This is a genomic window from Thalassovita sp. (assembly GCF_965218685.1).
In the GTDB taxonomy this organism is placed as follows: Bacteria; Pseudomonadota; Alphaproteobacteria; order Rhodobacterales; family Rhodobacteraceae; genus Thalassobius.
The window spans coordinates 91,823-112,848 of the sequence record NZ_OZ244657.1; the positions used below are offsets into that span (position 1 = coordinate 91,823).

Sequence of the window (21,026 nt, forward strand, 5' to 3'; positions counted from 1 at the left end):
ATGTTTACTCTCATCTCTTCTCACCGCGCCACGCTGCCCCGTGCCAGCCGTCCGTCGCTGATGGCCCGCGTTCTGGGGGCGCTCAGCCTGCATCGCCAGCGTCAGCGCCTTGCCCAGTTGGACGACGCCATGCTGCGTGACATCGGCCTGACCCGTGCCCAAGCGAACAAAGAGGCCGCCCGCCCCGTGTGGGACGCCCCCACGCATTGGCAAGGCTAACTCAAATTAAAGCAGTTTCGGCGCGATTTCGCGCCGGAAAACCTTGAAAAACCACCCGTTGTCACCGATATTTTAGCCAAGCCCGCGCGAACGGGCATCAGTTTCACCTTTCGGAGGCTTTTATGGCTGAATTCAACACGATGCGAGCGGCGGCCGGAACCCGCACCGCTGAAATCGACGCTGGGCTGCGCGCCCACATGAACAAGGTCTACGGGACCATGTCTATCGGCATGCTGCTGACTTTTGCAGTGGCTTGGGCCGTGGGCACCTCGCCTGCGCTGCTGGGCGTGTTCCGCGACCCCATGACCCTGCAACCCAACATTCTGGGTTGGATTGTCATGTTCGCCCCGCTGATCATGGTCTTTGCTTTCGGCGCCGCCATCAACCGCCTGTCGGCAGCCGGGGCGCAGCTGTTCTTCTACGCTTTTGCGTCCGTCATGGGTCTGTCCCTGGCCTGGATTTTCGTGGCCTTCACCGGCTTCTCGATCGCCCAGGTGTTCCTGGTTACCTCGATCGCCTTCGCAGGCCTGTCGCTGGTAGGCTACACCACCAAGAAGGACCTGTCCGGCATGGGCACCTTCCTGATCATGGGTGTGATCGGTCTGATCGTGGCTTCGATCATCAACATCTTCCTGGGCTCGCCCGCGATCATGTTCGCGATCTCGATCCTGGGTGTGCTGATCTTTGCCGGTCTGACCGCCTATGACACGCAGAACATCAAGAACACCTACCTGGCCCACGCACAGCATGGCGATCAGGAATGGCTGGGTAAGGCCGCCATCATGGGCGCACTGAACCTGTATCTGGACTTCATCAACATGTTCATGTTCCTGCTGCAGCTGCTGGGCAACCGCGAATAAGCGATACTGCCAGACAAACGAAAAGGGCCGGTCACTGCGACCGGCCCTTTTTCGTTAGATAAGCACCTCGAACAGCTGCCCCACCCCTGAGGTGATGCCCATGGCCACGCTGCCCCAGAACAGCACCCGCACCACGGCAGGCAGGACCTGCGCACCGCCCAGACGCGCGCCAGTGCCCCCCAGCAGCGTCAGCGCCAGCAGGGTCATCGCGGCCACGACCCAAACCACCGACTGCCCCGGGGCCAGTACCGCACCCGCCAAGGGAATCGAGGCCCCCATAGCAAATGCCACACCCGAGGCCACAGCTGCCTGCAGCGGCTGAGAGCTGGCCAACTCGGTCAGGCCAAGTTCCTCGCGGGCATGGGCGTCCAGCGCGTCATGGGCGGTCAGTTGCAGGGCAACTTCACGGGCGATCTTGCGATCCACGCCGCGCGCAATCAGGCCATCTGCCAGCTCGCCCAGTTCGTAAATCGGGTTTTCTTCCAGCGCTTTGCGTTCCCGTTCCAGATCCGCAGCCTCGATATCCGACTGGGCCGAAACCGAGACATATTCCCCCGCCGCCATCGAAAACGCCCCCGCCGAAAGCCCGGCCAGCCCCGTCAGCAGCAACCCCGAGCGGTCCACCCCCGCAGCGGCAACCCCGACCAGCAGGCTGGCCGTGGACAAGATGCCGTCATTGGCGCCCAAAATGGCAGCGCGCAACCAGCCGGATCGGTTGATGAAATGGCCCTCTTTAGGCATGGGGACGGCTCCTGCGATGCATTTGCATATGCCCTAAGACGCGAAAGGCCACGCAATCGCGTGGCCCAAAGCGTCATACGGAAAGGGGATCAATTACTTGATCTTGCCTTCCTTATACTCGACGTGCTTGCGCGCGACGGGGTCGTATTTACGCACAACCATTTTTTCGGTCATGGTCTTTGCGTTCTTTTTGGTCACGTAGAAGTGGCCCGTGTCTGCGGTCGAGTTCAGACGGATTTTGATAGTTGCCGGCTTCGCCATATTAAAACTCCGTTCATCGGTTTACGAGGCAGTCGGGCCGCCCGTGGAATCCTTGAAGCCTGCCTTTTAAGGGTTATGGGGCCCGAGTCAACCGATATTCTGCGCGCCCTTTGCATTCGGGGGCGCTTTGACGAAAGCCGGGGCTACAGCGCGGGTTTTCCCATCGCCTGGTGGATGCCGGAAACCTTGTCATCGGACAGGCCCAGGGCGCTGGCAAGGCCGGAAAGATATTGTTTTTCCGGATCGGTATTCACAGTGATCGCCATCAGCGCGGCCGAATAGACCTGCGCCTTGGCGGCCTCTCCGGTTTCGGTGGCCAGACCATTCACATCAATGGGGGCGTCCAGTTCCGAGGTTACAAAGGCGACCTCCTCTTCGCTGGCCTCGCTCAGGTGCTCCAGGATCTTGGCGCGCTCTTCGGCGTCAATCTCGCCGTCGGCTTTGGCGGCCTGGATCATGGCCCGGATCATGAGGCGAGCGTTTTCCTCGGCCATCACACCGATGGGGGTGCCGGCGGTCATTGCCTCGAACAAAGAGGACATACCGCCTGCGCCTGCGGTCGCAGCGCCAGTCATCGCTGACATCAGCCCGGCCATGCCGGCCTCGGCCGCCTCCGAGGCGCCCTTGGTCTGCGCCCCGAACATACCCATCATGTTTTCCAGCGCGTCCTTGCCCGCGGTCATCCCCATTTTTCCGGCCATTTCCTCCATCTGGGTGTTCATCTGCGCCATTGGGCTGTCATCACCGCCGGTCATCTTTTTCATGGCGTCCTGCACACCTTCCATCCCGCCCATCTGACGAAACTTGTCCACGCCGCGCGCTGCAGCAAAGCCAACGGCTAGGGTCGCAAGGGTTCTTACAAAGCTCATGAGGGGATCTCCGGTGTTCTGTTACGTTGCGTCCATTTTGCGACCTAGCCTGCAGCGCGCCAAGCTTTTTCCGAGAAATTTGGGCAATTTATGCGCGGAGAGCCTGTAAGCCGGATTCTGTCCGGGCGCTTGCGCACCCTGGATGACCATTCTTCTAAACGCGCTGTTACCAACGCGCCTCTAGCTGCCAACCCGGGCCTCTGGGTCAAAGCGTACCCTGCGGTGATATCGGGCAAGCCCGATCAACCCCGCGCGAGGCCCCTATTCGGCATTGCTCCGGGTGGGGCTTGCCGTGCCGGTCCTGTTACCAGTCCCGCGGTGAGCTCTTACCTCACCGTTTCACCCTTACCCAGCACGCTGGGCGGTCTGTTTTCTGTGGCGCTTTCCCTGGGGTTGCCCCCGCCGGGCGTTACCCGGCACCCTTGCCTTGTGGAGTCCGGACTTTCCTCCTGCGTCTTGCGACACAAGCGGCCATCCAGCTCTCCGCGCTGGGATCACTTAGGCGTTGGAAAGGGTCCGGTCAACCGTCCTGCTTGACCGGAAAGCGCGTGGCCAAGTCATGGGCCACCGCGATGGCATAGCCCCGGTTGTCCGGACCGGCGCAGCCAAAACGGGTGCAAAAGGCGTTATAGACATGAATCGGGGCCATATCGTTATCGGGCATGACATAGCCAAAGGTCTTTAGCGATTTGCCGATTTCCAGGATGGCCAGCGCGTCCCACCCCTCTTGTCCGGCGTAATCAGCACGCTGGATGTCGGGCCAGACGGACAGGCCCTGCAGTGCCAACCGCCGCCAGTCAAAGCGCGCACCCGGGTCCTGCTTGCGGTCCGGGGCCATGTCCGAATGGCCGATTACCCTTTCGGGCGGGATATTCCAGCGCTTCATGGTCCCGGTCAGCAAGCGTTCCAACGCGGCCATCTGCGGTTCAGGAAAAGGGCAATCGCCCCGGTTTGCCAGCTCGATCCCGATCGAGCGCGAGTTCACATCCGAAACCCCACCCCATTTACCGGCTCCCGCGTGCCAGGCGCGCTTGTCCTCGTCCACAAGCTGCCAGATCTGGCCGCTTTCAGAGATCAGGTAATGGGCGGAAACTTCGACCTCGGGATCGCAAAGACGCTCCAGCGCCGCCTTGGCCGTGTCCATCGCCGTGTAGTGCAAAACAACCATGTCCGGGGTCGCGCCCTCGCGCCGTTCACCGAAACTGGGGGACGGGCAGGACAGGATTTCAGCCGGAGCACTCACGCGCGATTAGCCCCCAGAGGCCTTGCGGAACGGGCGCGGATCCCAGCTGCAGGCATAACCGTCCCCATCAGGGTCCAGGCCCCGGCGGTCACGTTTGGGCCCGCCACGTTTCAGGAAATCGGTTTGCGCCAGATCAGGCGAGGCATACGCCGCGCAGTTACGCGCCGCCCGCGCATCGGTGTTCAAAGGCGAGCGTTTATACAGCTTGTTGCCCATCGGGTTGTCGGTTCTCAGCGCGTATTCCACGATATTGGGGCCACTGGCGCCGGTGCGGGTGGGCACGGCCGTGGGCTGCACGACCTCGTATTGCGCACGGTTCTGGGCCAGCCGTTCGGCATCGCTTTCGATGGACCGCTGTGCCGAAACGGTATTGAAGTCATTCTCCGAGGAAATACCAGGGTGGTTCATCTGTACGGGCGCGGGATTGGACGGGTTGGCGTCCACCGGCTTTTCGCCCGAGTTCAGAGCAGCGGCCGTAGCTGCTGCGATGCTTTCAGCCTCGGTTTCCGGTTGCCCCAAGGCACCTTCGCGCGTGGCCGAAAGCGGCTGGGTCCCGCTGGGCACAGTACCCGAGACACCGGTCCGGCTGGGCTCTAGCGATTCTTCTGAAACCGCCAGGGGCGCGGGCAGGACGTCGCCCGCCAACGCGGCCTCGCGCTGCGCCTGTTGGCGCTGGAAGTCCGAGTAGCTACCGAAACCAACACCTGCGCCGCTGTCAGGGATCGAGGGCTCGCACCCCGCCAAACCCATCAGGGCCACACCGCATAGTAGATACCGCATCGAAACCGTCCTGCCTTGGATCATTGGGCGAAGTTTTACCACCACTGTCCGGGTTTGGCTACAAATCCGGCTGCTTGCTCAAGGGCATAGGCGGTATTCAGCAAGTCGCCTTCTTCCCACGGACGCCCGATCAGCTGCAGACCCAGCGGCAAGCCCTGCTTGTCCAGCCCGGTGGGCACGCTGACGCCCGGCAGACCGGCCAGGTTCACCGTCACAGTGAACACGTCGTTCAGATACATTTTGACCGGATCGTCCTCGTTCATCTCTCCCAGACCAAAGGCCGAGGACGGCGTCGCGGGCGTCAGGATCGCATCCACACCGGCGGCAAAGACGTCATCAAAGTCTTTCTTGATCAGCGCACGAACGCGGCGGGCCCGGTTGTAATAGGCATCATAGAAACCAGCCGACAGAACGTAGGTGCCCACCATCACGCGGCGCTGCACCTCGTGACCGAAGCCCTCGGCGCGGGTTTTTTCATACATCTCGGTGATGCCGTCACCCGCAGCCAGCGTCGCGCGGTGGCCGTAGCGCACCCCGTCATAGCGCGCCAGGTTCGAGGAAGCCTCGGCCGGGGCAATCACATAGTAAGCGGGCAGCGCATATTTGGTGTGCGGCAGGCTGATATCGACGATCTCGGCGCCCGCGTCCTTCAGCATCGCAGTACCGTCATCCCACAGCTTCACGATCTCTTCAGGGGTGCCGTCCAGACGGTATTCCTTGGGGATACCGATTTTCTTGCCCTTGATATCGCCGGTCAGCATGGCCTCGAAATTCGGGACGGCCAGATCGGCGCTTGTGCTGTCCTTGGGGTCGTGGCCCGACATGGCCTCCAGCATGATCGCGGCGTCGCGCACGGATTTCGTCATCGGCCCGGCCTGATCCAGCGACGAGGCAAAGGCGACGATGCCCCAACGCGAGCAACGGCCATAGGTGGGTTTGATCCCCACGGTGCCGGTGAAGGCACAGGGCTGACGGATCGAGCCGCCAGTGTCGGTGCCGGTCGCGGCCAGACACAGGTCAGCCGCCACAGCCGAGGCCGACCCACCCGACGAGCCACCGGGCGTCAGCGGGGTGTCATCATTGCCCCGGCGCCACGGGTTCACTGCATTGCCATAAACGCTGGTTTCGTTCGAGCTACCCATGGCGAACTCGTCCATGTTCAGCTTGCCCAGCATGACCGAGCCTGCATCGAACAGTTTGCTGGTCACGGTGGATTCGTATTCGGGCTTGAAGCCTTCCAGAATGCCGCTGGCGGCCTGGCTGAGCACACCCTTGGTGCAGAAAAGATCCTTGATGCCGACGGGCAAGCCGCACATGGCGGGCGCGTCACCGGCGGCCAGACGTTCGTCGGCGGCCTTGGCCTGCTCCAGCGCGATCTCGGGCGTTTTGTGCACAAAGGCGTTCAGCTCGCCCGCAGCCTCGATGGCGGCCAGGCAGGATTCGGTCAGCTCAACCGAGGTTACTTCCTTGGCGCGCAGTTTATCTCGGGCCTCGGCCAGGGTCAGTTTGTTCAGATCAGACATTACTCAACCACCTTGGGAACTGCGAAAAAGCCTTCGCGCGCGTCGGGTGCGTTTTTCAGGATCTTGTCCTGATAATCGCCATCGGTCACCACGTCTTCGCGGCGTTTCAGGCGCATCGGCGTGACCGAGGTCATCGGCTCTACGCCTTCCACATCCACCTCGTTGAGCTGTTCGATGAAGCCCAGGATGGTGTTGAATTCATTCGCCAGCGCGGGCAATGCGTCGTCTTCCACCTTGATGCGGGCCAGCTTGGCCACTTTCGCAGCGGTCTGCGTGTCGATCGACATCGGCAACTCTCCGTATTCCAGTCTTTGATGCGTTTAACGCCCTGCCCCGCGCTCCGCAAGCATCAGCGCCCCTGCCAAAGCCCTGTCCGGGTCATTCGGGCGTCTTCTTGGCGAAAATTCCCCCCAAGGCATGCACGCCCCGTCAAATGCCCTGCTGGTCAAATTAACCCTGCATGCTAGGATTTCCCCCGAGGAACCAAAAAGGAGGAGCGATCATGAAAATCACCTGGCTGGGCCATGCGGGTTTCCGAATCGAGATTGAGGATCAGGTCCTGCTGATCGATCCATGGCTGACTGGCAACCCACTGTTCCCCGAGGACAGCCGCGACACCGCCATCAAGGGTGCGACGGCGATCCTGCTGACCCATGGCCACGGCGACCACATCGGCGACACCCTTCCCATCGCCAAGAAACTGAACATCCCCGTGCTGGGGATCTATGACCTGATGAGCTTTTGGGAGGAAAAAGAAGGGATCCAAGTGGTCGGCTTCAACAAGGGTGGCACCGTCAAACAGGGTCAGGTTGCGATCACCATGGTGAACGCCGTGCACAGCTCGTCCATGCGCGGGCCAAACGCTCCGGTTTATTGCGGGGCCGAGGCAGGGTTCATGATCGCGGGCGAAGGGCACACGATCTATCTGACTGGTGACACGGACGTGATGTCGGACATGAAAATCTTCAACGACCTGCACAAACCCGACATCGGCATTCTGTGCGCGGGCGGCCATTTCACCATGGATATGAGGCGCGCCTCTTATGCGGCGAAGACCTTCTTCAACTTCACCACGGTGATCCCCTGCCACTACCGCACCTTCCCGATCCTGGAACAATCGGCCGAGCTGATGAAGGAAGAGCTGCAAGGCGTCGACGTGATCGAGCCTCAGGTGATGGTGCCGATCGCGCTGTAAGCATCAGCGGCGCCCGGCAAAGAACTCTTTCAGCAGCGCCTCGGATTGGGGCGTTGCAATGCCATCATAAACCTCGGGGACATGATGGCACTGCGGGTGGCTGAAAATGCGCGGGCCTTGGGCCACGCCGCCGCTTTTGGGGTCAGCCGCCCCGTAATACACCCGTGCGATCCGCGCCACTGAAAGGGCCGTGGCGCACATCGGGCATGGCTCCAGCGTGACATACAGATCATACCCCGGCAGACGTTCTGACCCCAGGGCGGCGCATCCCTCTCGGATCACCAGAACCTCGGCATGGGCAGTGGGATCGTTCAGCTCGCGCGTGCGGTTGCCAGCCCGCGCCACGACCTCGCCTTCGGGGGACACCAGCACAGCGCCCACCGGCACCTCGCCGCGGTCTGCGGCGGCACGCGCCTCCTCCAGCGCTTGATCCATGTAGCTGCGAAACACCATTCCCTGTCTTTGCCCGTCATTGAACGCTTTCGCAATGGGGGGAAATGGTATACCTGACGGGCTTGCCCCAGTTTCGGAACCGATCCATGACCAATTCCACGCCCCCCAACACGCCCGAAGGCGACCGTATTGCCAAGGTCATCGCCCGTGCGGGCCGCGCCAGCCGCCGCGAAGCCGAGCGCCTGATCGAGCAGGGCCGCGTCACCGTCAACGGCAAGACAATCGACAGCCCGGCGCTGAACGTGACGGCCTCGGACCGGATCACCGTGGACGGGCAACCTCTGGCCGAGGCGGAACCCGCGCGGCTGTGGATGTATCACAAACCCAGGGGCCTGGTGACCACCAACAGCGACGAACAGGGCCGCGAGACGATCTTTGACGCCCTGCCCAAGGAATTGCCGCGTGTGATGACCGTCGGGCGGTTGGATTTGAACTCCGAAGGGCTGCTGTTGTTGACAAATGACGGCGAGCTGAAGCGCAAGCTGGAACTGCCCAGCACCGGCTGGCTGCGCAAATACCGCGTCCGCGTGAATGGCCGCGTCTCCGAGGAGATGCTGGAACCCTTGCGCAAGGGCCTGACCCACGAGGGTGTCAAATACCTGCCGATGGAGATTACTCTGGACCGCCAGCAGGGCGCCAATGCCTGGCTGACCGTCGGCCTGCGTGAGGGCAAGAACCGCGAGATCCGCCGCACGATGGAGGCCGTGGGCCTGTCTGTGAACCGTCTGATCCGCGTGTCCTATGGGCCGTTCCAGCTGGGACAGCTGAAACAGGGCGAGGTCGAGGAAATCCGCCGCAAAGTGCTGCGTGACCAATTAGGTATGCCAGCCGAGGACGACACCGGCGAAGCGCGCAAAGCCGTCGGCAAGAAATTCGTACGCCGCAAGAAACGGACAGGTGATTTTGGCGGTCCGGGTCAACCTGGCCGGCCGCAACCGGCCGGCGATAAACGTGGCCCGGCACCCAAGGGCAAACCCCGCGCGGCAGATCCCGGCGCCCGTCTGGGAGACCGCAACAGCCGCAGCGGCAAACCCCCAAGGGGTCGGCCGACCAAACGTAAGTGACGCCCCTGACTTAATCTTCCCCCTAGTATCGCCCCGCGCGATCTCCTACGTTTCAAAACAGGTAAAGCGTGGGGAATGATGTCTGATACTGGTCTGCAAAAGCTGGCATTTGTGCTGCTTGTCATATTGATCCTCTACGTCTCGATCGCAGGAGGCGTCTGAGGTGGCCCAGAAATACGGTGGAAAATACAGCCCCCAGGGAGACACGGCCGCGCCTCGGGGTGGGTCGTTCCGGGCTGCGCGCCGCACGCGTGCGGGCGGGCGCGTGAACCTGCTGTTTCTTGCCCCGCTACCGCTGATCTGGTCCGCCTTCGGCAATGGCCCAGCGGCGCTGGTGCTGAACTTGGTTGCGCTTGGTGTGCTGCTGCTGGCTGCCTGGCTGACCCGCGAGGGACTGCTGGCACAAGAGGCATACGAGGCCCGCACCGTGGCCCGCCGCCCTGCCTTTCCGCGCAAGATCACGGGGTCACTGCTGACCGGGCTGGGCCTGGGCGTTGCAGGCTATGCCGCGACCAGCGGGCTGGTTGAACCGCTGGTCTACCTGGTGATCGGCGCCGTGCTGCATTTCCTGTCCTTCGGCCCCGATCCAATGAAAAACAAGGGGATGGAGGGCGTTGACACCTTCCAGACCGACCGCGTGGCCCGCGCCGTGGACGAAGCCGAGGCACATTTGACCGCCATGACCGACGCGATGAAACGCGCAGGCGACCGGCAGATGATCACCCGGCTGGAGCAATTCCAGACCACCGCCCGCGACCTGTTCCGCACCGTTGAAAACGACCCGCGCGACCTGACCGCGGCCCGCAAATACCTGTCTGTCTATCTGATGGGCGCCCGCGACGCGACGATCAAGTTCGCAGACATCTATGCCCGCACCGGCGATTCTCAGGCGCGCACTGACTATGCCGCCCTGCTGGATGATCTTGAGCAGAACTTCGCCGCCCGGACAGAAAAACTGTTGCTGGACGACCGCAGCGATCTGAATATCGAGATCGAGGTGCTGCGCGACCGGCTGAAACGCGAAGGCCTGACCTCGCATTAACGATTACACGGAGTGAAAGGGAACATCATGTCCGGAACGATTCAGCAAAAAGCCAAGGAAACCCTGGCCCTGGTCGAAGAGGTGAACGCCGTCGTCCTGCCCGAACCCACCGGCGCCGACGATGTGATCGCGCTGAAGCAGGCTGAACCTGCCACATCCGAGGAAATCCGCGCCCGTATGTCCGAACTGGACATGTCTGACACCGGCTCGATCGTGCATTTCGGTTCGGCCGCGCAAGCCGAATTGCAGGAAATCAGCCAGGCGATGCTGACGGATGTACGCAACAAGGACGTCGGCCCCGCCGGCGACAGCCTGCGCAACATCGTCACCACGATCCGCGGCTTTTCCGTCAGCGAACTGGACGTGCGCCGCGAGCGCAGCTGGTGGGAAAAACTGATCGGTCGCGCTGCGCCTTTTGCAAAGTTCACTGCCCAGTTCGAAAACGTTCAGGGTCAGATCGACAAGATCACCGACGACCTGCTGAAACACGAGCACACGCTGCTGAAAGACATCAAGTCGCTGGACCTGCTGTACCAGAAAACCCTGGCCTTCTATGACGAACTGGCGCTGTATATCGCCGCCGGCGAAGCCAAGCTGGACGAGCTGGACAGCACCGACATCCCCGCGAAAGAGGCCGAGGTTCAGGCCGCCCCCGAGGCCGAGCAGGTGATGAAGGCCCAGGAATTGCGCGATCTGCGCGCCGCCCGTGACGATCTGGAACGCCGGGTGCATGACCTGAAACTGACCCGCCAGGTGACCATGCAGTCGCTGCCCTCGATCCGGCTGGTGCAGGAAAACGACAAGTCGCTGGTGACCAAGATCAACTCGACCCTCGTGAACACCGTGCCGCTGTGGGAAACCCAGCTGGCGCAGGCCGTCACCATTCAACGCTCCGCCGAGGCAGCCGCCGCCGTGCGCGACGCCAATGATCTGACCAACGAGCTGCTGACCGCCAACGCTGCCAACCTGCGCGAAAGCAACAAGATGATCCGTCAGGAAATGGAGCGCGGCGTCTTTGACATCGAGGCCGTCAAACAGGCCAATGCCGACCTGATCGCAACGATCAACGAAAGCCTTCAGATCGCCGACGAAGGCAAGGTCAAGCGCGCCGCTGCCGAAGAGGACCTGAAGAAAATGGAGGCCGAGCTGCGCGACACGCTGGCCGCTGCCAAGGCCCGCCGCGATGGTGTGGGCGACACCGCCGGCACCGCAGTCCCCGAGGCATAATCACGCGTGAAACTGTCCGGTATCATAAAAGGCATCGCCGTGGGGCTTACTCTGAGCCTTGCGGGCTGCATTGATGCCCCCGCCCCCCGATCCCCCGGCGCAGGGACGGATTCGGCCCAACCTTCGGCGCAAAGCCGGGCGCTGAAGACATACTATGCCCGTCTGCAGGCCGATCTGTTGGCTCAGGGGCTGCTGCGCTCTGGTGGGGGCGGGCCGGACACGCCCTTTACGGCCGATCTTCTGGCCCGCAACTTCGAGGCGATCGCCTTTTTCGATGAATACGAACGCGGCGCTGGCCTGCGGGCGTCACGCGCCGGCGCCGGGGTGCTGCGCCGCTGGAAAGAGCCGGTGCGTGTGGCCGTGCAATTCGGCCCTGATGTTCCGGCCGCGCAGCAAAGTCAGGACTTGGCGACCATCTCGAACTATGTTGCGCGCTTGCAGCGGGTCACCGGCCATCCAATGTCGATGCGCGGACGCGATGCCAATTTCCACGTGCTGATCATGTCCGAGGACGACCGCGCCACCATGCTCGCGCGCGTCCGTCAGATCGTGCCCAATATCAACCCCGCCTCGATGCAGGTGATTCAGAATATTCCGCGCTCGATCCACTGCCTTGTCCTTGCATTCTCGGACATCCGGGTGGACCACAATTATGCCAAGGCAATCGCTATCATTCGGGCCGAACACCCTGATCTTCTGCGCAAATCCTGCGTCCACGAGGAGATCGCACAGGGGTTGGGCCTGGCCAATGACAGCCCGGCCGCGCGACCCTCGATTTTCAATGACGATGACGAGTTTGCCCTGCTGACAACGCATGACGAAATGCTGCTGAAAATTCTCTATGATCGGCGGCTCCATGCAGGTATCAGCGCCGAGGCAGCCCGTCCCATTATCCGCCAGATCGCCCGCGAGCTGACAGGTGAAAAAGCTGGCGGATCCAGCTGAACAAAGGAGGCCCGACCATGGGTATATTCGATTTTCTGACCGGAGAGTTCATCGACGTTATCCACTGGGTCGATGACAGCCGCGACACGATGGTCTGGCGGTTCGAGCGTGAGGACCACGAGATCAAATACGGCGCCAAGCTGACCGTCCGCGAAGGTCAGGCCGCCGTTTTCGTGCACGAAGGCCAGCTGGCAGATGTCTTCACCCCCGGCCTTTATATGTTGGAAACCAACAACATGCCGGTTCTGACCACGTTGCAGCACTGGGATCACGGGTTCAAATCTCCGTTCAAGTCCGAGATCTATTTCGTCAACACCACCCGGTTCAACGACCTGAAATGGGGCACCAAAAACCCCATCATGCTGCGTGATCCTGAATTCGGCCCGACCCGCATTCGCGCCTATGGCACCTATTCGGTGCGCGTCACCGATCCGGCTCGTTTCCTGACCGAGATCGTCGGCACGGATGGCGAATTCACCATGGACGAAATAAGTTTCCAAGTGCGCAACATCATCGTGCAGGAATTTTCGCGCGCCATCGCGGCCTCGGGCATCCCTGTGCTGGACATGGCCGCGAACACGGCTGATCTGGGCAAGCTGATCGCGGCTGAAATCTCGGGGACCGTGGCCGAGTACGGGCTGTCGATCCCTGAGCTGTATATCGAAAACATCAGCCTGCCCCCCGCGGTCGAGGCCGCGCTGGACAAGCGGACTTCGATGGGGCTGGCGGGCGATCTGGGTAAGTTCACGCAGTATTCCGCCGCCGAGGCCATGACCGCCGCTGCGCAAACTCCGAACAGCGGCATGGGCGCGGGTCTGGGTGCTGGCATGGGCATGGCGATGGCACAGCAGATGGCCAACATGGGTCCATGGGGCGCACGTCCTGCTGCTGCCCCCGCCACAGCGGCACCTGTCGCGCCCCCGCCGCCACCGGTTGAAAAGGTCTGGCACATCGCCGAGGACGGTCAGACCAAGGGCCCGTACTCCAAGGCCTCTCTGGGCCGCATGGCCGCCAGCGGAGAACTAACGCGCGAAACCTTTGTTTGGACCGCAGGTCAGGATGGCTGGAAACACGCCGATGACGTGGCCGAGCTGGCGCAGCTGTTCACGGTGATGCCGCCGCCGCCGCCCATGGGCTGATCCAGAGCACTTGCACACATGACCCGGATCACACGCGGCCCAGACTGCGAAACCACGGCCAAAAGCCTGCGCATCGAGGAAATTGCCCTGGCCCTGATGGGCGCGGGCGATTTGCCCGATGGCTACCTATCCGAAGGCGCCGTCTGGGACCGGACCGAGGGCGCGATCTCGGGTCGCAACGCCATCCAGAAAACCCGCGCCGCCCTGCCCCGCTGCGAGACGATCCGCATGGAACAAGTGGTCAGCCACGGCAAGGCTGGCACGGCCTCGGGGTTGGTGACGCGGCCCGGTCAGGGCACCCGGCTGTTTTGCCACGTGATCCGGTTCACCTCGACCTCGGCCCAGACCGTCGCCCAAGTGGTCAGCTTTGAACATGCCCAGCGAAAAAATGTCCGATAACCTTATGAATGAACACCGTTTTCCCTGCGATCAATGCGGTGCTGACCTGCGGTTCGACCCCGGTAAATCCCAACTGGTCTGCGACCATTGCGGAGCAACCGAAACGGTTAAGGACGATGGCCCCTGGTCCGGCGGCGCGATCCGCGAACTGGATTTCAAACAGGCGCTGAACAACCTTCTGCCCGCGCAGGAAATCGAGGAAACCCGCGTCACCAAATGCCCCAACTGCGGCGCTCAGGTCGAGTTTGACGAGGTGAACCACGCGCTGGAATGCCCCTTCTGCGCGACCCCCGTGGTGACCGATACCGGCACGCACCGGCATATCAAACCGCGCGGCGTTTTGCCCTTTGATCTGGATGAGAAACAAGCGCGCGACGCGATGACCCGTTGGCTGGGCAAGCTGTGGTTCGCGCCCAATGGGTTGCAGGAATACGCTCGCAAGGGCCGCAAGATGGATGGCATCTATGTCCCCTATTGGACCTTTGATGCGGATACCAAGTCCAGCTATCGCGGCGAACGCGGCACCCGTTATCAGGAAACCCGCACCGTTATGCGCGACGGCAAACGCCAGCAGGTGACAGTGACGAAAATCCGCTGGCGGGGGGTCTCGGGACGTGTGGCCCGGTTCTTTGACGATGTGCTGGTATTGGCCTCGCGCAGCCTGCCTGCGCGCTATACCGACGCGCTGGAACCCTGGGATCTGTCCGCGCTGGAACCTTACCGCCCCGAGTTTCTGGCCGGGTTCCGCGCCGAAGGATACGCCGTTGAACTGGACGAAGGGTACGAGCTTGCCCGCACCAAGATGAACCGCGTGATCGAGCGCGACGTACGCTTTGATATCGGCGGCGATCAGCAACGCATCCATGACATCCAAACCCAGATCAGCGACGTGACCTTCAAGCATGTGCTGCTGCCGGTCTGGCTGGCCGCTTACAAATACCGTGGGAAAACCTATCGTTTCGTTGTCAATGGCCAAACCGGCCGGGTACAAGGCGAACGGCCCTGGTCGGCGTGGAAGATCACCTTTGCTGTCATTTTTGGCCTGATCGTCGCCGGGATTGCCGGCTATTTCATCGCACAAAATCAATAACATGACCTTGGGGAGGGGCCATGCAACGGGACTTCGAAGCGTTTAACGCTCTTATGCACAGCCGCCATTCGTGCCGCGGCTTCAAACCTGACCCTGTGCCGCAAGAGGTGATCGAGCGTATCACCCTTGCCGCTTCCCGCGTGCCGACCTGGTGCAATGCGCAGCCCTGGCAGCTGCATATCACGCGCGGGACAGAAACCGACCGGTTCCGCACTGCGTTGCAAAAGGCCGCGACCACCCAGGCGCCTCAGCCCGACATGGCCTGGCCCCGCCGATACGAGGGAGTCTACAAGGACCGCCGCCGCACCTGCGGATTTCAGCTGTATGACTCGGTGGGGATCACCAAGGGCGACCGCCAAGGATCGGCGGCGCAGATGATGGAAAACTACGCCCTGTTCGGCGCCCCTCACGTGGCCATCGTGACCTCCGAGGATGATCTGGGCCCTTACGGCGCCATGGATTGTGGCGGTTTCATCGCAGCTTTCACCGTTGCTGCGCAGGCAGCCGGGGTGGCCTCGATCCCGCAAGCCGCCGTCGCCGCTTTTGCCCCCACCGTTCGCGCGTTTTTCGATATCCCCGCAGGGCGCAACATCCTGTGCGCCATCTCGTTCGGCTATGAAGATCCGGACCACCCCGCAAACGGTTTCCGAACCGAGCGCGCCGGGCTGGGCGAAATCATTCACTGGCATGGGAGCGACACATGAGAGCCCTTCTGCAACGTGTAAGCTCGGCCTCGGTCTCCGTGGACGACCAGGTGATCGGGCAGACCGGCCCGGGCCTGCTGATCCTGATCTGCGCGATGCAGGGCGACACCGAGATGCAGGCCGACAAACTGGCGGCCAAGATCGCCAAGCTGCGGATTTTCAAGGATGACGCCGGTAAGATGAACTGCTCGGTCCGTGACATCGAAGGCTCGGCGCTGGTGGTCAGCCAATTCACGCTGGCCGCAGACACTGCGCGCGGTAACCGTCCGGGATTTTCGACCGCCGCCCCGCCAGCCGAGGGCCAGCGTCTGTACGAGTATTTCGCCAAGAAACTGGCCGCCGAGGGCATCCCCGTGGAAACCGGCCAATTCGGTGCGGACATGGCTGTTTCGCTGATAAACGACGGTCCGGTGACAATCTGGATGGACATCTAAGCGCCGCTGAAAAAGCTGACGCGGGAACCTCCCAGCTCCCGCGTCGTGCTTTGCCCGGCCGCAAAACGGCCAGTAGGCCGGACCCTCGTCCCACGTCTGCCATAACGGTTTTCACCGCCCCATCCGCGCCCCTCAACGCGTCAGGAAACTGGCTGCGCTCCCACGTTGGTCACTGTCGGCGGGTTGACCTTACACCACGGGATCGAACCCAGCCGCGCCTTGATCGTCAGACGATCATATCACCCCGAGTCGTTCAACAGGATTTTTCGGGCCTGCAAAAGTTACCTTACGTCCCAAGCGGCGCCAGGTCGTAAAGTGGTTTAACGGTGCAACCAAGTGGTACGGGCGGCCGGACTCGAACCGGCACGGCCTATACGGCCTAGAGATTTTAAGTCTCCTGTGTCTACCATTCCACCACGCCCGCAGCAGTCCCCCGAAAGGAAATCAGGGGCAGACGCCCAAGGGATAACCAAAGTCGCCGCCAAGGACCAGACGTGTTTTTACGCGGCCAGGACTATAGTTCTTCGCCCTTGGGTGGCGGGATCAGATGACGTTCAGGCAGCCATGGGTTCAGCGTCAGCGCGTTCTTCAGAACGGCCTGTCCTGCCTCAGTCTGACCAAGGCCCATCAAGGTCAAAGCCTTACCTGACAAAGCGCCCACATGGGCCGGTGACAAGCGCAACGCCTGTTCCAGATCCAGCAGCGCGGTCTCATAGTCCTGCTGCAGGAAACGGACGAACGCCCGCTGGTTGTAGCCCTCGGCATAGTCGGGGCAATAGGCGATCAGCCGGTCAAAGTCCTGCACGGCGCCCAGAAAATCATAAACCCCGCGTTTGCGGATACCGCTGTTCAGCAGCTCTTGTGCAGCCTCATCCGGGGCAGAAGTCCACAAGGCCCACATCTGATCCGAGATCGCCTGCCCCTCGGCCTCGGTCTTGGCGGCGCGTGCTTCGTTGAACAATTTCGACAGCGCCTGGGAATGATCCGGCGCGGCCGGACAAGCCCACGCGGGGGACGCCAGCATCGAAACGCCTATGAGTGCAGGTTTCAACATATCCGAATGATGGCGCGATCCATGCACCCGTCAAGCCCCGCAGCCATCTTGACCCCGCCCGCAAAACCATCAATCGTGCGCCCATGTTCCCGATCCGAGACCACAACCCGTCCCAAGGCACGCCCTTCGTCACCTATGCGCTGATCGCGGTGAACGTGGCCGTGTTTCTCAGCTATGTTAATCTGTTCAACGATCCCTACGCGCTGAACGCCTTTTTCGCAGACTGGTCGCTGGTCCCGGCGAATATCTCGAATGGCGCGCGCTATGACACGTTGGTCACCACCATGTTCCTGCACGGCGGCTTTATGCACTTGGCCGGTAACATGCTGTTTTTGTGGATTTTTGGCGACAACCTAGAGGAAGAAATGGGCCATTTCGGCTTCCTTCTCTTCTATCTGGCCGCGGGCTTGGGCGCGGCACTGACACATGTGGTCTCGGCCCCGTATTCGATGGTTCCCACCGTGGGCGCATCAGGCGCGATTGCGGGCGTGATGGGCGGCTACCTGCTGCTGTTCCCCAAGGCAAAGATAGACATTCTGCTGATCTTGATCGTGTTCTTCCGCATCTTCTCGGTCCCTGCCTGGGCGATGCTTGGCCTGTGGTTCGCGCTGCAGCTGCTCTCGGGCACAGGCGCGGACCCCGATACCGGAGGCGTCGCCTACTGGGCCCATGCGGGTGGTTTCGTCATCGGCTTCGTCCTGACCCTGCCGGTCTGGCTGAAACGCGGCGGCACCGGGTATTGGAACCGCACCCAAGGCCATCCGCCCCACCCCGAGGCCGCCTATCGTTTCGTCCCCACCAGCATTCCCACGGTGAAACGTCGGCGAAAATAGGCATCCATTCACGCTGTCATGGATTGAATGCCCCGGGGTGAATGCGCGCAGCGCAGAGGGGCAACGCCCCTAACCCCGAGGCCGCAAGGCCGAGATATCCTGTGCGCGCGCCAGCGCGCCCCGCTGGATCAATCAGATCAATCGCGCGCGCGGATGATCTTGGCAAAACGGTCGAAAATCTCACCGTTGGCAGCGACGATATCGCCATGCTCCAGCGGCTCGTGACCATTGCGGATCGGGCCAACCATGCCGCCAGCCTCTTGCACGATCAGATAGCCTGCTGCGATGTCCCAGATATTCAGCTCACGTTCCCAGAAACCGTCGTACCGGCCCGCGGCCACATAGGCCAAGTCCAGCGCAGCCGAGCCAAAGCGGCGCACGCCGGCGCATTCGGGCATAATCCGCGCCAGGTCCTGCAGCGTGGCAGGCAGCGTGTTCTTGCCCGCGAACGGGATACCGGTGGCAAAGATCGACTCGATCATGCGGGTGCGGCCCGATACACGCAGCCGGTTGCTGTCGTTCAGCCACGCGCCCATACCTTTTTCTGCATAGAACATCTCGTCCTTGGCAGCGTCGTAAATCACACCCGAAACGATCTGTCCCTTATGTTCCAGCGCGATCGAGATCGCCCAGTGCGGCAGACCGTGCAAGAAGTTGGTAGTGCCGTCCAGCGGATCAACGATCCAACGGCGGGTGGGGTCCTGCCCGTTGATCTCGCCGCCCTCTTCGGCCAGCCAGCCATAGGTCGGACGCGCGCCCAGAAGTTCTTCTTTCAGGATCGCCTCGGCGGCCAGGTCAGCCTTGGAAACAAAGTCACCTGCGCCCTTCATCGAAACCTGCAGGTTCTCGACCTCGCGGAAATCCTTGACCAGCGAACGGCCCGCCTTGCGCGCTGCCTTGATCATGATGTTAAGATTCGCACTGCCCTGCATCGGTCGGCTCCTGATTATCCAAGCCGCGCCTATACCCCCCAGCGCCCTGTTTGCCAAGGGCAAAGCGCGGAATCGAGGGGGTTTTGCAGGCGCAGCCCCCGGCCTTTGCGAACGTGACGCGGGAAAACAGATCGACCGCGTTACTGGCGCTGCAGCTTTACCGGTTCAGTACGGGCCAGCCGTGTGAAATGCGAGAAATACGGGCGCGTCGCATCATCGCTGCGAACGGCCGCATAAAGCCGCCGGTTCAGGCCGGCTTTCGTGATCGGGCGCGTGACATAGTCCGAGTTATATTTGACCTCGCGCACAACCCAGTCCGGCAGAACGGCGACACCCCGGTTCGAGGCAACCAGCAACAGCATCATCGGCGTCAGCTCGACGCGGCGGATCGCGGCGGGCTCGACCCCGGCCGGTTCCAAAAGCAGTTTGAAGATGTCCAGGCGCGAGCGGTCCACCGGGTAGGCAAAAAGCGTCTCCCCTCGGAAATCCTCGGCCTCGACATAGGGTTGTTGCGCCAGCGGATGCTGGGCCGAAGCGACGAAGACAGGGGAATAGTCAAACAGCGGCAGGAATTCGACACCGGGGATGTCCTCGGGGTCGGACGAGATAACCAGGTCGACCTCTTCCTTGACCAGCGCGGGCAGCGCGTCGAAGGCCAGGTTGGGACGGATGTCGATATCCACGTCAGGCCATGCCTTGCGAAACTGCTCAAGCACGGGGAACAGCCATTCAAAACAAGCGTGACATTCGATTGCGATATGCAACCGGCCCGTCTTGCCCGAGATGATACCGTTGAACTCTTCTTCAAGCCGCGCAAGTTCGGGCAGGATATTGTCAGCAGCGCGCAGCAGACGCATCCCTGCAGCGGACAGTTTCAGCGGCTTCGAGCGGCGCACGAACAGTTCGACCCCGGTCTGATCCTCCAGATGCTTGATCTGGTGGGACAAAGCCGACTGGGTAATGTTCAGCTGATCAGCGGCGCGGGCCATACCGCCGGCCTCGTGGATGGCTTTAACAGTGCGCAGATGGCGGATTTCGATATGCATTATGAATGAGACTCAAGTTGACCTTTAGTTTTATGAAGTTGTCTCACAAACCAGAATCTGCGACAAGGGGGACCACCCTAGATATGGATAGACCGATGACCGTCCCTGCGATTTCTTTTGAATTCTTCCCGCCTCAGAACCTGGAGGCGTCGTTCCGCCTTTGGGACACGGTGCAGGTTCTGGCCCCGATGGCCCCGCGTTTCGTGTCTGTCACCTATGGCGCAGGCGGCACCACCCGTGACCTGACCCGCGATGCCGTGGCCACCATCCACAAGCATTCGGGCCTGAACGTGGCCGCGCACCTGACCTGCGTGAACGCAACCCGCGAGGAAACCCTGGCCATCGCCGACCAGTTCGCCGAGGCCGGCGTCAAGGAAATCGTCGCCCTGCGTGGCGATCCGCCCAAGGGCACCGGCGCGTTCCAGCAGCACCCCGACGGGTTCGCCAGCTCGGTCGAGCTGATCGAGGCGCTGTCCGAGACCGGCAAGTTCAACATCCGCGTGGGCGCCTACCCTGAAAAGCACCCCGAAGCCTCCAGCGGCGCGGCCGATGTGGAATACCTCAAGCGCAAGTTCGACGCTGGCGCTGACGAGGCGCTGACCCAGTTCTTCTTCGAGGCCGACACTTTCTTCCGCTTCCGTGACGCTTGCGAAAAGGCCGGGATCGACAAACCGATCATCCCCGGCATCCTGCCGATCGAGAACTGGAAAGGCGCGCGCAACTTTGCCCGCCGCTGCGGCACCGACGTGCCTGCATGGATGGACGAAGCCTTTGAAAAGGCCGCCCGCGACGGGCGCGAGGATCTGCTGGCCACCGCCCTAGCGACCGAGCTGTGCAGCGATCTGATCGACGGCGGCGTGGACAGCCTGCATTTCTACACGCTGAACCGGCCCGAGCTGACCCGCGATGTGTGCCATGCCCTGGGGGTCGCACCCAAAACCAACCTGGAAAACGTTGCGTAACGCCCTCTTGC

Annotated in this window: 25 protein-coding genes, 1 tRNA gene and 1 other RNA gene; 14 read left to right on the forward strand and 13 right to left on the reverse strand. The window is 61.9% G+C overall.

What is annotated here, in order from left to right:
• Together ACOQOQ_RS00490 and ACOQOQ_RS00495 are read left to right on the forward strand one after the other, a co-directional pair.
• Positions 1-219, forward strand: a complete 219-nt coding sequence (locus ACOQOQ_RS00490) for a DUF1127 domain-containing protein (protein WP_420568211.1) — start codon at positions 1-3, stop codon at positions 217-219.
• Between the two features lie 122 nt (positions 220-341).
• A complete protein-coding gene (locus ACOQOQ_RS00495) occupies positions 342-1,079 on the forward strand; it encodes a Bax inhibitor-1 family protein (RefSeq protein WP_420568212.1) in 738 nt (245 codons plus the stop codon).
• A 54-nt stretch (positions 1,080-1,133) separates the two neighbouring features.
• On the opposite strand, the gene ACOQOQ_RS00500 is transcribed toward ACOQOQ_RS00495, so the two are convergent.
• The 8 genes from ACOQOQ_RS00500 to gatC all read right to left on the reverse strand — a co-directional run bounded on the left by ACOQOQ_RS00500 (position 1,134) and on the right by gatC (position 6,783).
• Positions 1,134-1,820, reverse strand: coding sequence for a VIT1/CCC1 transporter family protein (locus ACOQOQ_RS00500; RefSeq protein WP_420568213.1), 687 nt, complete (start codon positions 1,818-1,820; stop codon positions 1,134-1,136).
• 93 nt (positions 1,821-1,913) lie between these two features.
• Positions 1,914-2,081 (reverse strand): 50S ribosomal protein L33, encoded by a 168-nt coding sequence (gene rpmG / locus ACOQOQ_RS00505; protein WP_420568214.1) that lies wholly within the window; start codon positions 2,079-2,081, stop codon positions 1,914-1,916.
• A gap of 143 nt (positions 2,082-2,224) precedes the next feature.
• Entirely contained in the window at positions 2,225-2,950 is a 726-nt protein-coding gene (locus ACOQOQ_RS00510; RefSeq protein ID WP_420568215.1) for a DUF533 domain-containing protein, read from the reverse strand.
• A gap of 90 nt (positions 2,951-3,040) precedes the next feature.
• Positions 3,041-3,437, reverse strand: an RNA gene (rnpB, locus tag ACOQOQ_RS00515) — RNase P RNA component class A.
• A gap of 33 nt (positions 3,438-3,470) precedes the next feature.
• The gene (locus tag ACOQOQ_RS00520; protein WP_420569704.1) at positions 3,471-4,118 is read right to left on the reverse strand and encodes an N-acetylmuramoyl-L-alanine amidase; all 648 of its coding nucleotides are present in this window, start codon (positions 4,116-4,118) and stop codon (positions 3,471-3,473) included.
• 81 nt (positions 4,119-4,199) lie between these two features.
• Positions 4,200-4,973: a hypothetical protein gene (locus ACOQOQ_RS00525; RefSeq protein WP_420568216.1), complete on the reverse strand. Its 774-nt coding sequence runs from the start codon at positions 4,971-4,973 to the stop codon at positions 4,200-4,202.
• Between the two features lie 35 nt (positions 4,974-5,008).
• Positions 5,009-6,496, reverse strand: a complete 1,488-nt coding sequence (gene gatA / locus ACOQOQ_RS00530) for an Asp-tRNA(Asn)/Glu-tRNA(Gln) amidotransferase subunit GatA (RefSeq protein ID WP_420568217.1) — start codon at positions 6,494-6,496, stop codon at positions 5,009-5,011.
• The gene (gatC, locus tag ACOQOQ_RS00535) at positions 6,496-6,783 is read right to left on the reverse strand and encodes an Asp-tRNA(Asn)/Glu-tRNA(Gln) amidotransferase subunit GatC (protein WP_420568218.1); all 288 of its coding nucleotides are present in this window, start codon (positions 6,781-6,783) and stop codon (positions 6,496-6,498) included. The genes gatA and gatC overlap by 1 nt, the downstream gene beginning before the upstream one ends.
• Positions 6,784-6,998: 215 nt before the next feature.
• Between gatC and ACOQOQ_RS00540 the strand changes: the two genes are divergently transcribed.
• Entirely contained in the window at positions 6,999-7,691 is a 693-nt protein-coding gene (locus ACOQOQ_RS00540) for a metal-dependent hydrolase (RefSeq protein ID WP_420568219.1), read from the forward strand.
• Between the two features lie 3 nt (positions 7,692-7,694).
• On the opposite strand, the gene ACOQOQ_RS00545 is transcribed toward ACOQOQ_RS00540, so the two are convergent.
• Complete coding sequence (locus ACOQOQ_RS00545; protein WP_420568220.1) at positions 7,695-8,144, reverse strand: nucleoside deaminase; 450 nt, start codon at positions 8,142-8,144, stop codon at positions 7,695-7,697.
• 86 nt (positions 8,145-8,230) lie between these two features.
• Between ACOQOQ_RS00545 and ACOQOQ_RS00550 the strand changes: the two genes are divergently transcribed.
• From ACOQOQ_RS00550 to dtd, 9 genes are all read left to right on the forward strand, one after another.
• Complete coding sequence (locus ACOQOQ_RS00550; RefSeq protein WP_420568221.1) at positions 8,231-9,208, forward strand: pseudouridine synthase; 978 nt, start codon at positions 8,231-8,233, stop codon at positions 9,206-9,208.
• A gap of 163 nt (positions 9,209-9,371) precedes the next feature.
• Entirely contained in the window at positions 9,372-10,250 is an 879-nt protein-coding gene (locus tag ACOQOQ_RS00555; RefSeq protein ID WP_420568222.1) for a 5-bromo-4-chloroindolyl phosphate hydrolysis family protein, read from the forward strand.
• A 27-nt stretch (positions 10,251-10,277) separates the two neighbouring features.
• Positions 10,278-11,477 (forward strand): toxic anion resistance protein, encoded by a 1,200-nt coding sequence (locus tag ACOQOQ_RS00560; RefSeq protein WP_420568223.1) that lies wholly within the window; start codon positions 10,278-10,280, stop codon positions 11,475-11,477.
• Positions 11,478-11,483: 6 nt separating this feature from the next.
• Positions 11,484-12,422: a DUF2927 domain-containing protein gene (locus tag ACOQOQ_RS00565; protein WP_420568224.1), complete on the forward strand. Its 939-nt coding sequence runs from the start codon at positions 11,484-11,486 to the stop codon at positions 12,420-12,422.
• 17 nt (positions 12,423-12,439) lie between these two features.
• A complete protein-coding gene (locus ACOQOQ_RS00570; RefSeq protein WP_420568225.1) occupies positions 12,440-13,561 on the forward strand; it encodes an SPFH domain-containing protein in 1,122 nt (373 codons plus the stop codon).
• Positions 13,562-13,579: 18 nt separating this feature from the next.
• Positions 13,580-13,960: a nuclear transport factor 2 family protein gene (locus ACOQOQ_RS00575; protein WP_420568226.1), complete on the forward strand. Its 381-nt coding sequence runs from the start codon at positions 13,580-13,582 to the stop codon at positions 13,958-13,960.
• Entirely contained in the window at positions 13,950-15,050 is a 1,101-nt protein-coding gene (locus ACOQOQ_RS00580; protein WP_420568227.1) for a primosomal protein N' (replication factor Y) - superfamily II helicase, read from the forward strand. Before ACOQOQ_RS00575 ends, ACOQOQ_RS00580 begins: the two co-directional genes overlap by 11 nt.
• Positions 15,051-15,070: 20 nt before the next feature.
• The gene (locus tag ACOQOQ_RS00585) at positions 15,071-15,754 is read left to right on the forward strand and encodes a nitroreductase (RefSeq protein WP_420568228.1); all 684 of its coding nucleotides are present in this window, start codon (positions 15,071-15,073) and stop codon (positions 15,752-15,754) included.
• On the forward strand, positions 15,751-16,188 hold the full coding sequence (gene dtd, locus ACOQOQ_RS00590) for a D-aminoacyl-tRNA deacylase (RefSeq protein ID WP_420568229.1): 438 nt from the start codon (positions 15,751-15,753) through the stop codon (positions 16,186-16,188). Before ACOQOQ_RS00585 ends, dtd begins: the two co-directional genes overlap by 4 nt.
• A gap of 337 nt (positions 16,189-16,525) precedes the next feature.
• Here the strand turns inward: dtd and ACOQOQ_RS00595 are convergent.
• Positions 16,526-16,612: transfer RNA gene (locus ACOQOQ_RS00595), tRNA-Leu, on the reverse strand.
• 90 nt (positions 16,613-16,702) lie between these two features.
• Entirely contained in the window at positions 16,703-17,212 is a 510-nt protein-coding gene (locus ACOQOQ_RS00600; RefSeq protein WP_420568230.1) for a tetratricopeptide repeat protein, read from the reverse strand.
• Positions 17,213-17,325: 113 nt separating this feature from the next.
• Between ACOQOQ_RS00600 and ACOQOQ_RS00605 the strand changes: the two genes are divergently transcribed.
• Positions 17,326-18,075, forward strand: coding sequence for a rhomboid family intramembrane serine protease (locus tag ACOQOQ_RS00605; RefSeq protein WP_420569705.1), 750 nt, complete (start codon positions 17,326-17,328; stop codon positions 18,073-18,075).
• Between the two features lie 137 nt (positions 18,076-18,212).
• Here ACOQOQ_RS00605 and ACOQOQ_RS00610 read toward each other — a convergent pair whose 3' ends face one another.
• A complete protein-coding gene (locus tag ACOQOQ_RS00610; protein ID WP_420568231.1) occupies positions 18,213-19,007 on the reverse strand; it encodes an inositol monophosphatase family protein in 795 nt (264 codons plus the stop codon).
• Positions 19,008-19,147: 140 nt separating this feature from the next.
• Positions 19,148-20,053, reverse strand: coding sequence for a LysR family transcriptional regulator (locus ACOQOQ_RS00615; protein WP_420568232.1), 906 nt, complete (start codon positions 20,051-20,053; stop codon positions 19,148-19,150).
• 95 nt (positions 20,054-20,148) lie between these two features.
• Between ACOQOQ_RS00615 and metF the strand changes: the two genes are divergently transcribed.
• Positions 20,149-21,015, forward strand: coding sequence for a methylenetetrahydrofolate reductase [NAD(P)H] (gene metF / locus ACOQOQ_RS00620; RefSeq protein WP_420568233.1), 867 nt, complete (start codon positions 20,149-20,151; stop codon positions 21,013-21,015).
• Positions 21,016-21,026 lie beyond the last annotated feature (11 nt).

What these genes read in the sequence shown, in the direction of transcription:
- ACOQOQ_RS00495 (WP_420568212.1), top strand. Translation starts at nt 342, where the DNA reads ATGGCTGAATTCAACACGATGCGAGCGGCGGCCGGAACCCGCACCGCT.
- ACOQOQ_RS00615 (WP_420568232.1), bottom strand. Translation starts at nt 20,053, where the DNA reads ATGCATATCGAAATCCGCCATCTGCGCACTGTTAAAGCCATCCACGAG.
- ACOQOQ_RS00510 (WP_420568215.1), bottom strand. Translation starts at nt 2,950, where the DNA reads ATGAGCTTTGTAAGAACCCTTGCGACCCTAGCCGTTGGCTTTGCTGCA.
- metF (WP_420568233.1), top strand. Translation starts at nt 20,149, where the DNA reads ATGACCGTCCCTGCGATTTCTTTTGAATTCTTCCCGCCTCAGAACCTG.
- ACOQOQ_RS00610 (WP_420568231.1), bottom strand. Translation starts at nt 19,007, where the DNA reads ATGCAGGGCAGTGCGAATCTTAACATCATGATCAAGGCAGCGCGCAAG.
- ACOQOQ_RS00570 (WP_420568225.1), top strand. Translation starts at nt 12,440, where the DNA reads ATGGGTATATTCGATTTTCTGACCGGAGAGTTCATCGACGTTATCCAC.
- ACOQOQ_RS00560 (WP_420568223.1), top strand. Translation starts at nt 10,278, where the DNA reads ATGTCCGGAACGATTCAGCAAAAAGCCAAGGAAACCCTGGCCCTGGTC.
- gatA (WP_420568217.1), bottom strand. Translation starts at nt 6,496, where the DNA reads ATGTCTGATCTGAACAAACTGACCCTGGCCGAGGCCCGAGATAAACTG.
- ACOQOQ_RS00520 (WP_420569704.1), bottom strand. Translation starts at nt 4,118, where the DNA reads ATGGTTGTTTTGCACTACACGGCGATGGACACGGCCAAGGCGGCGCTG.
- ACOQOQ_RS00585 (WP_420568228.1), top strand. Translation starts at nt 15,071, where the DNA reads ATGCAACGGGACTTCGAAGCGTTTAACGCTCTTATGCACAGCCGCCAT.
- ACOQOQ_RS00500 (WP_420568213.1), bottom strand. Translation starts at nt 1,820, where the DNA reads ATGCCTAAAGAGGGCCATTTCATCAACCGATCCGGCTGGTTGCGCGCT.
- ACOQOQ_RS00490 (WP_420568211.1), top strand. Translation starts at nt 1, where the DNA reads ATGTTTACTCTCATCTCTTCTCACCGCGCCACGCTGCCCCGTGCCAGC.
- ACOQOQ_RS00600 (WP_420568230.1), bottom strand. Translation starts at nt 17,212, where the DNA reads ATGCTGGCGTCCCCCGCGTGGGCTTGTCCGGCCGCGCCGGATCATTCC.
- ACOQOQ_RS00605 (WP_420569705.1), top strand. Translation starts at nt 17,326, where the DNA reads ATGTTCCCGATCCGAGACCACAACCCGTCCCAAGGCACGCCCTTCGTC.
- rpmG (WP_420568214.1), bottom strand. Translation starts at nt 2,081, where the DNA reads ATGGCGAAGCCGGCAACTATCAAAATCCGTCTGAACTCGACCGCAGAC.
- ACOQOQ_RS00545 (WP_420568220.1), bottom strand. Translation starts at nt 8,144, where the DNA reads ATGGTGTTTCGCAGCTACATGGATCAAGCGCTGGAGGAGGCGCGTGCC.
- ACOQOQ_RS00550 (WP_420568221.1), top strand. Translation starts at nt 8,231, where the DNA reads ATGACCAATTCCACGCCCCCCAACACGCCCGAAGGCGACCGTATTGCC.
- dtd (WP_420568229.1), top strand. Translation starts at nt 15,751, where the DNA reads ATGAGAGCCCTTCTGCAACGTGTAAGCTCGGCCTCGGTCTCCGTGGAC.
- ACOQOQ_RS00580 (WP_420568227.1), top strand. Translation starts at nt 13,950, where the DNA reads ATGTCCGATAACCTTATGAATGAACACCGTTTTCCCTGCGATCAATGC.
- ACOQOQ_RS00575 (WP_420568226.1), top strand. Translation starts at nt 13,580, where the DNA reads ATGACCCGGATCACACGCGGCCCAGACTGCGAAACCACGGCCAAAAGC.
- ACOQOQ_RS00540 (WP_420568219.1), top strand. Translation starts at nt 6,999, where the DNA reads ATGAAAATCACCTGGCTGGGCCATGCGGGTTTCCGAATCGAGATTGAG.
- gatC (WP_420568218.1), bottom strand. Translation starts at nt 6,783, where the DNA reads ATGTCGATCGACACGCAGACCGCTGCGAAAGTGGCCAAGCTGGCCCGC.
- ACOQOQ_RS00525 (WP_420568216.1), bottom strand. Translation starts at nt 4,973, where the DNA reads ATGCGGTATCTACTATGCGGTGTGGCCCTGATGGGTTTGGCGGGGTGC.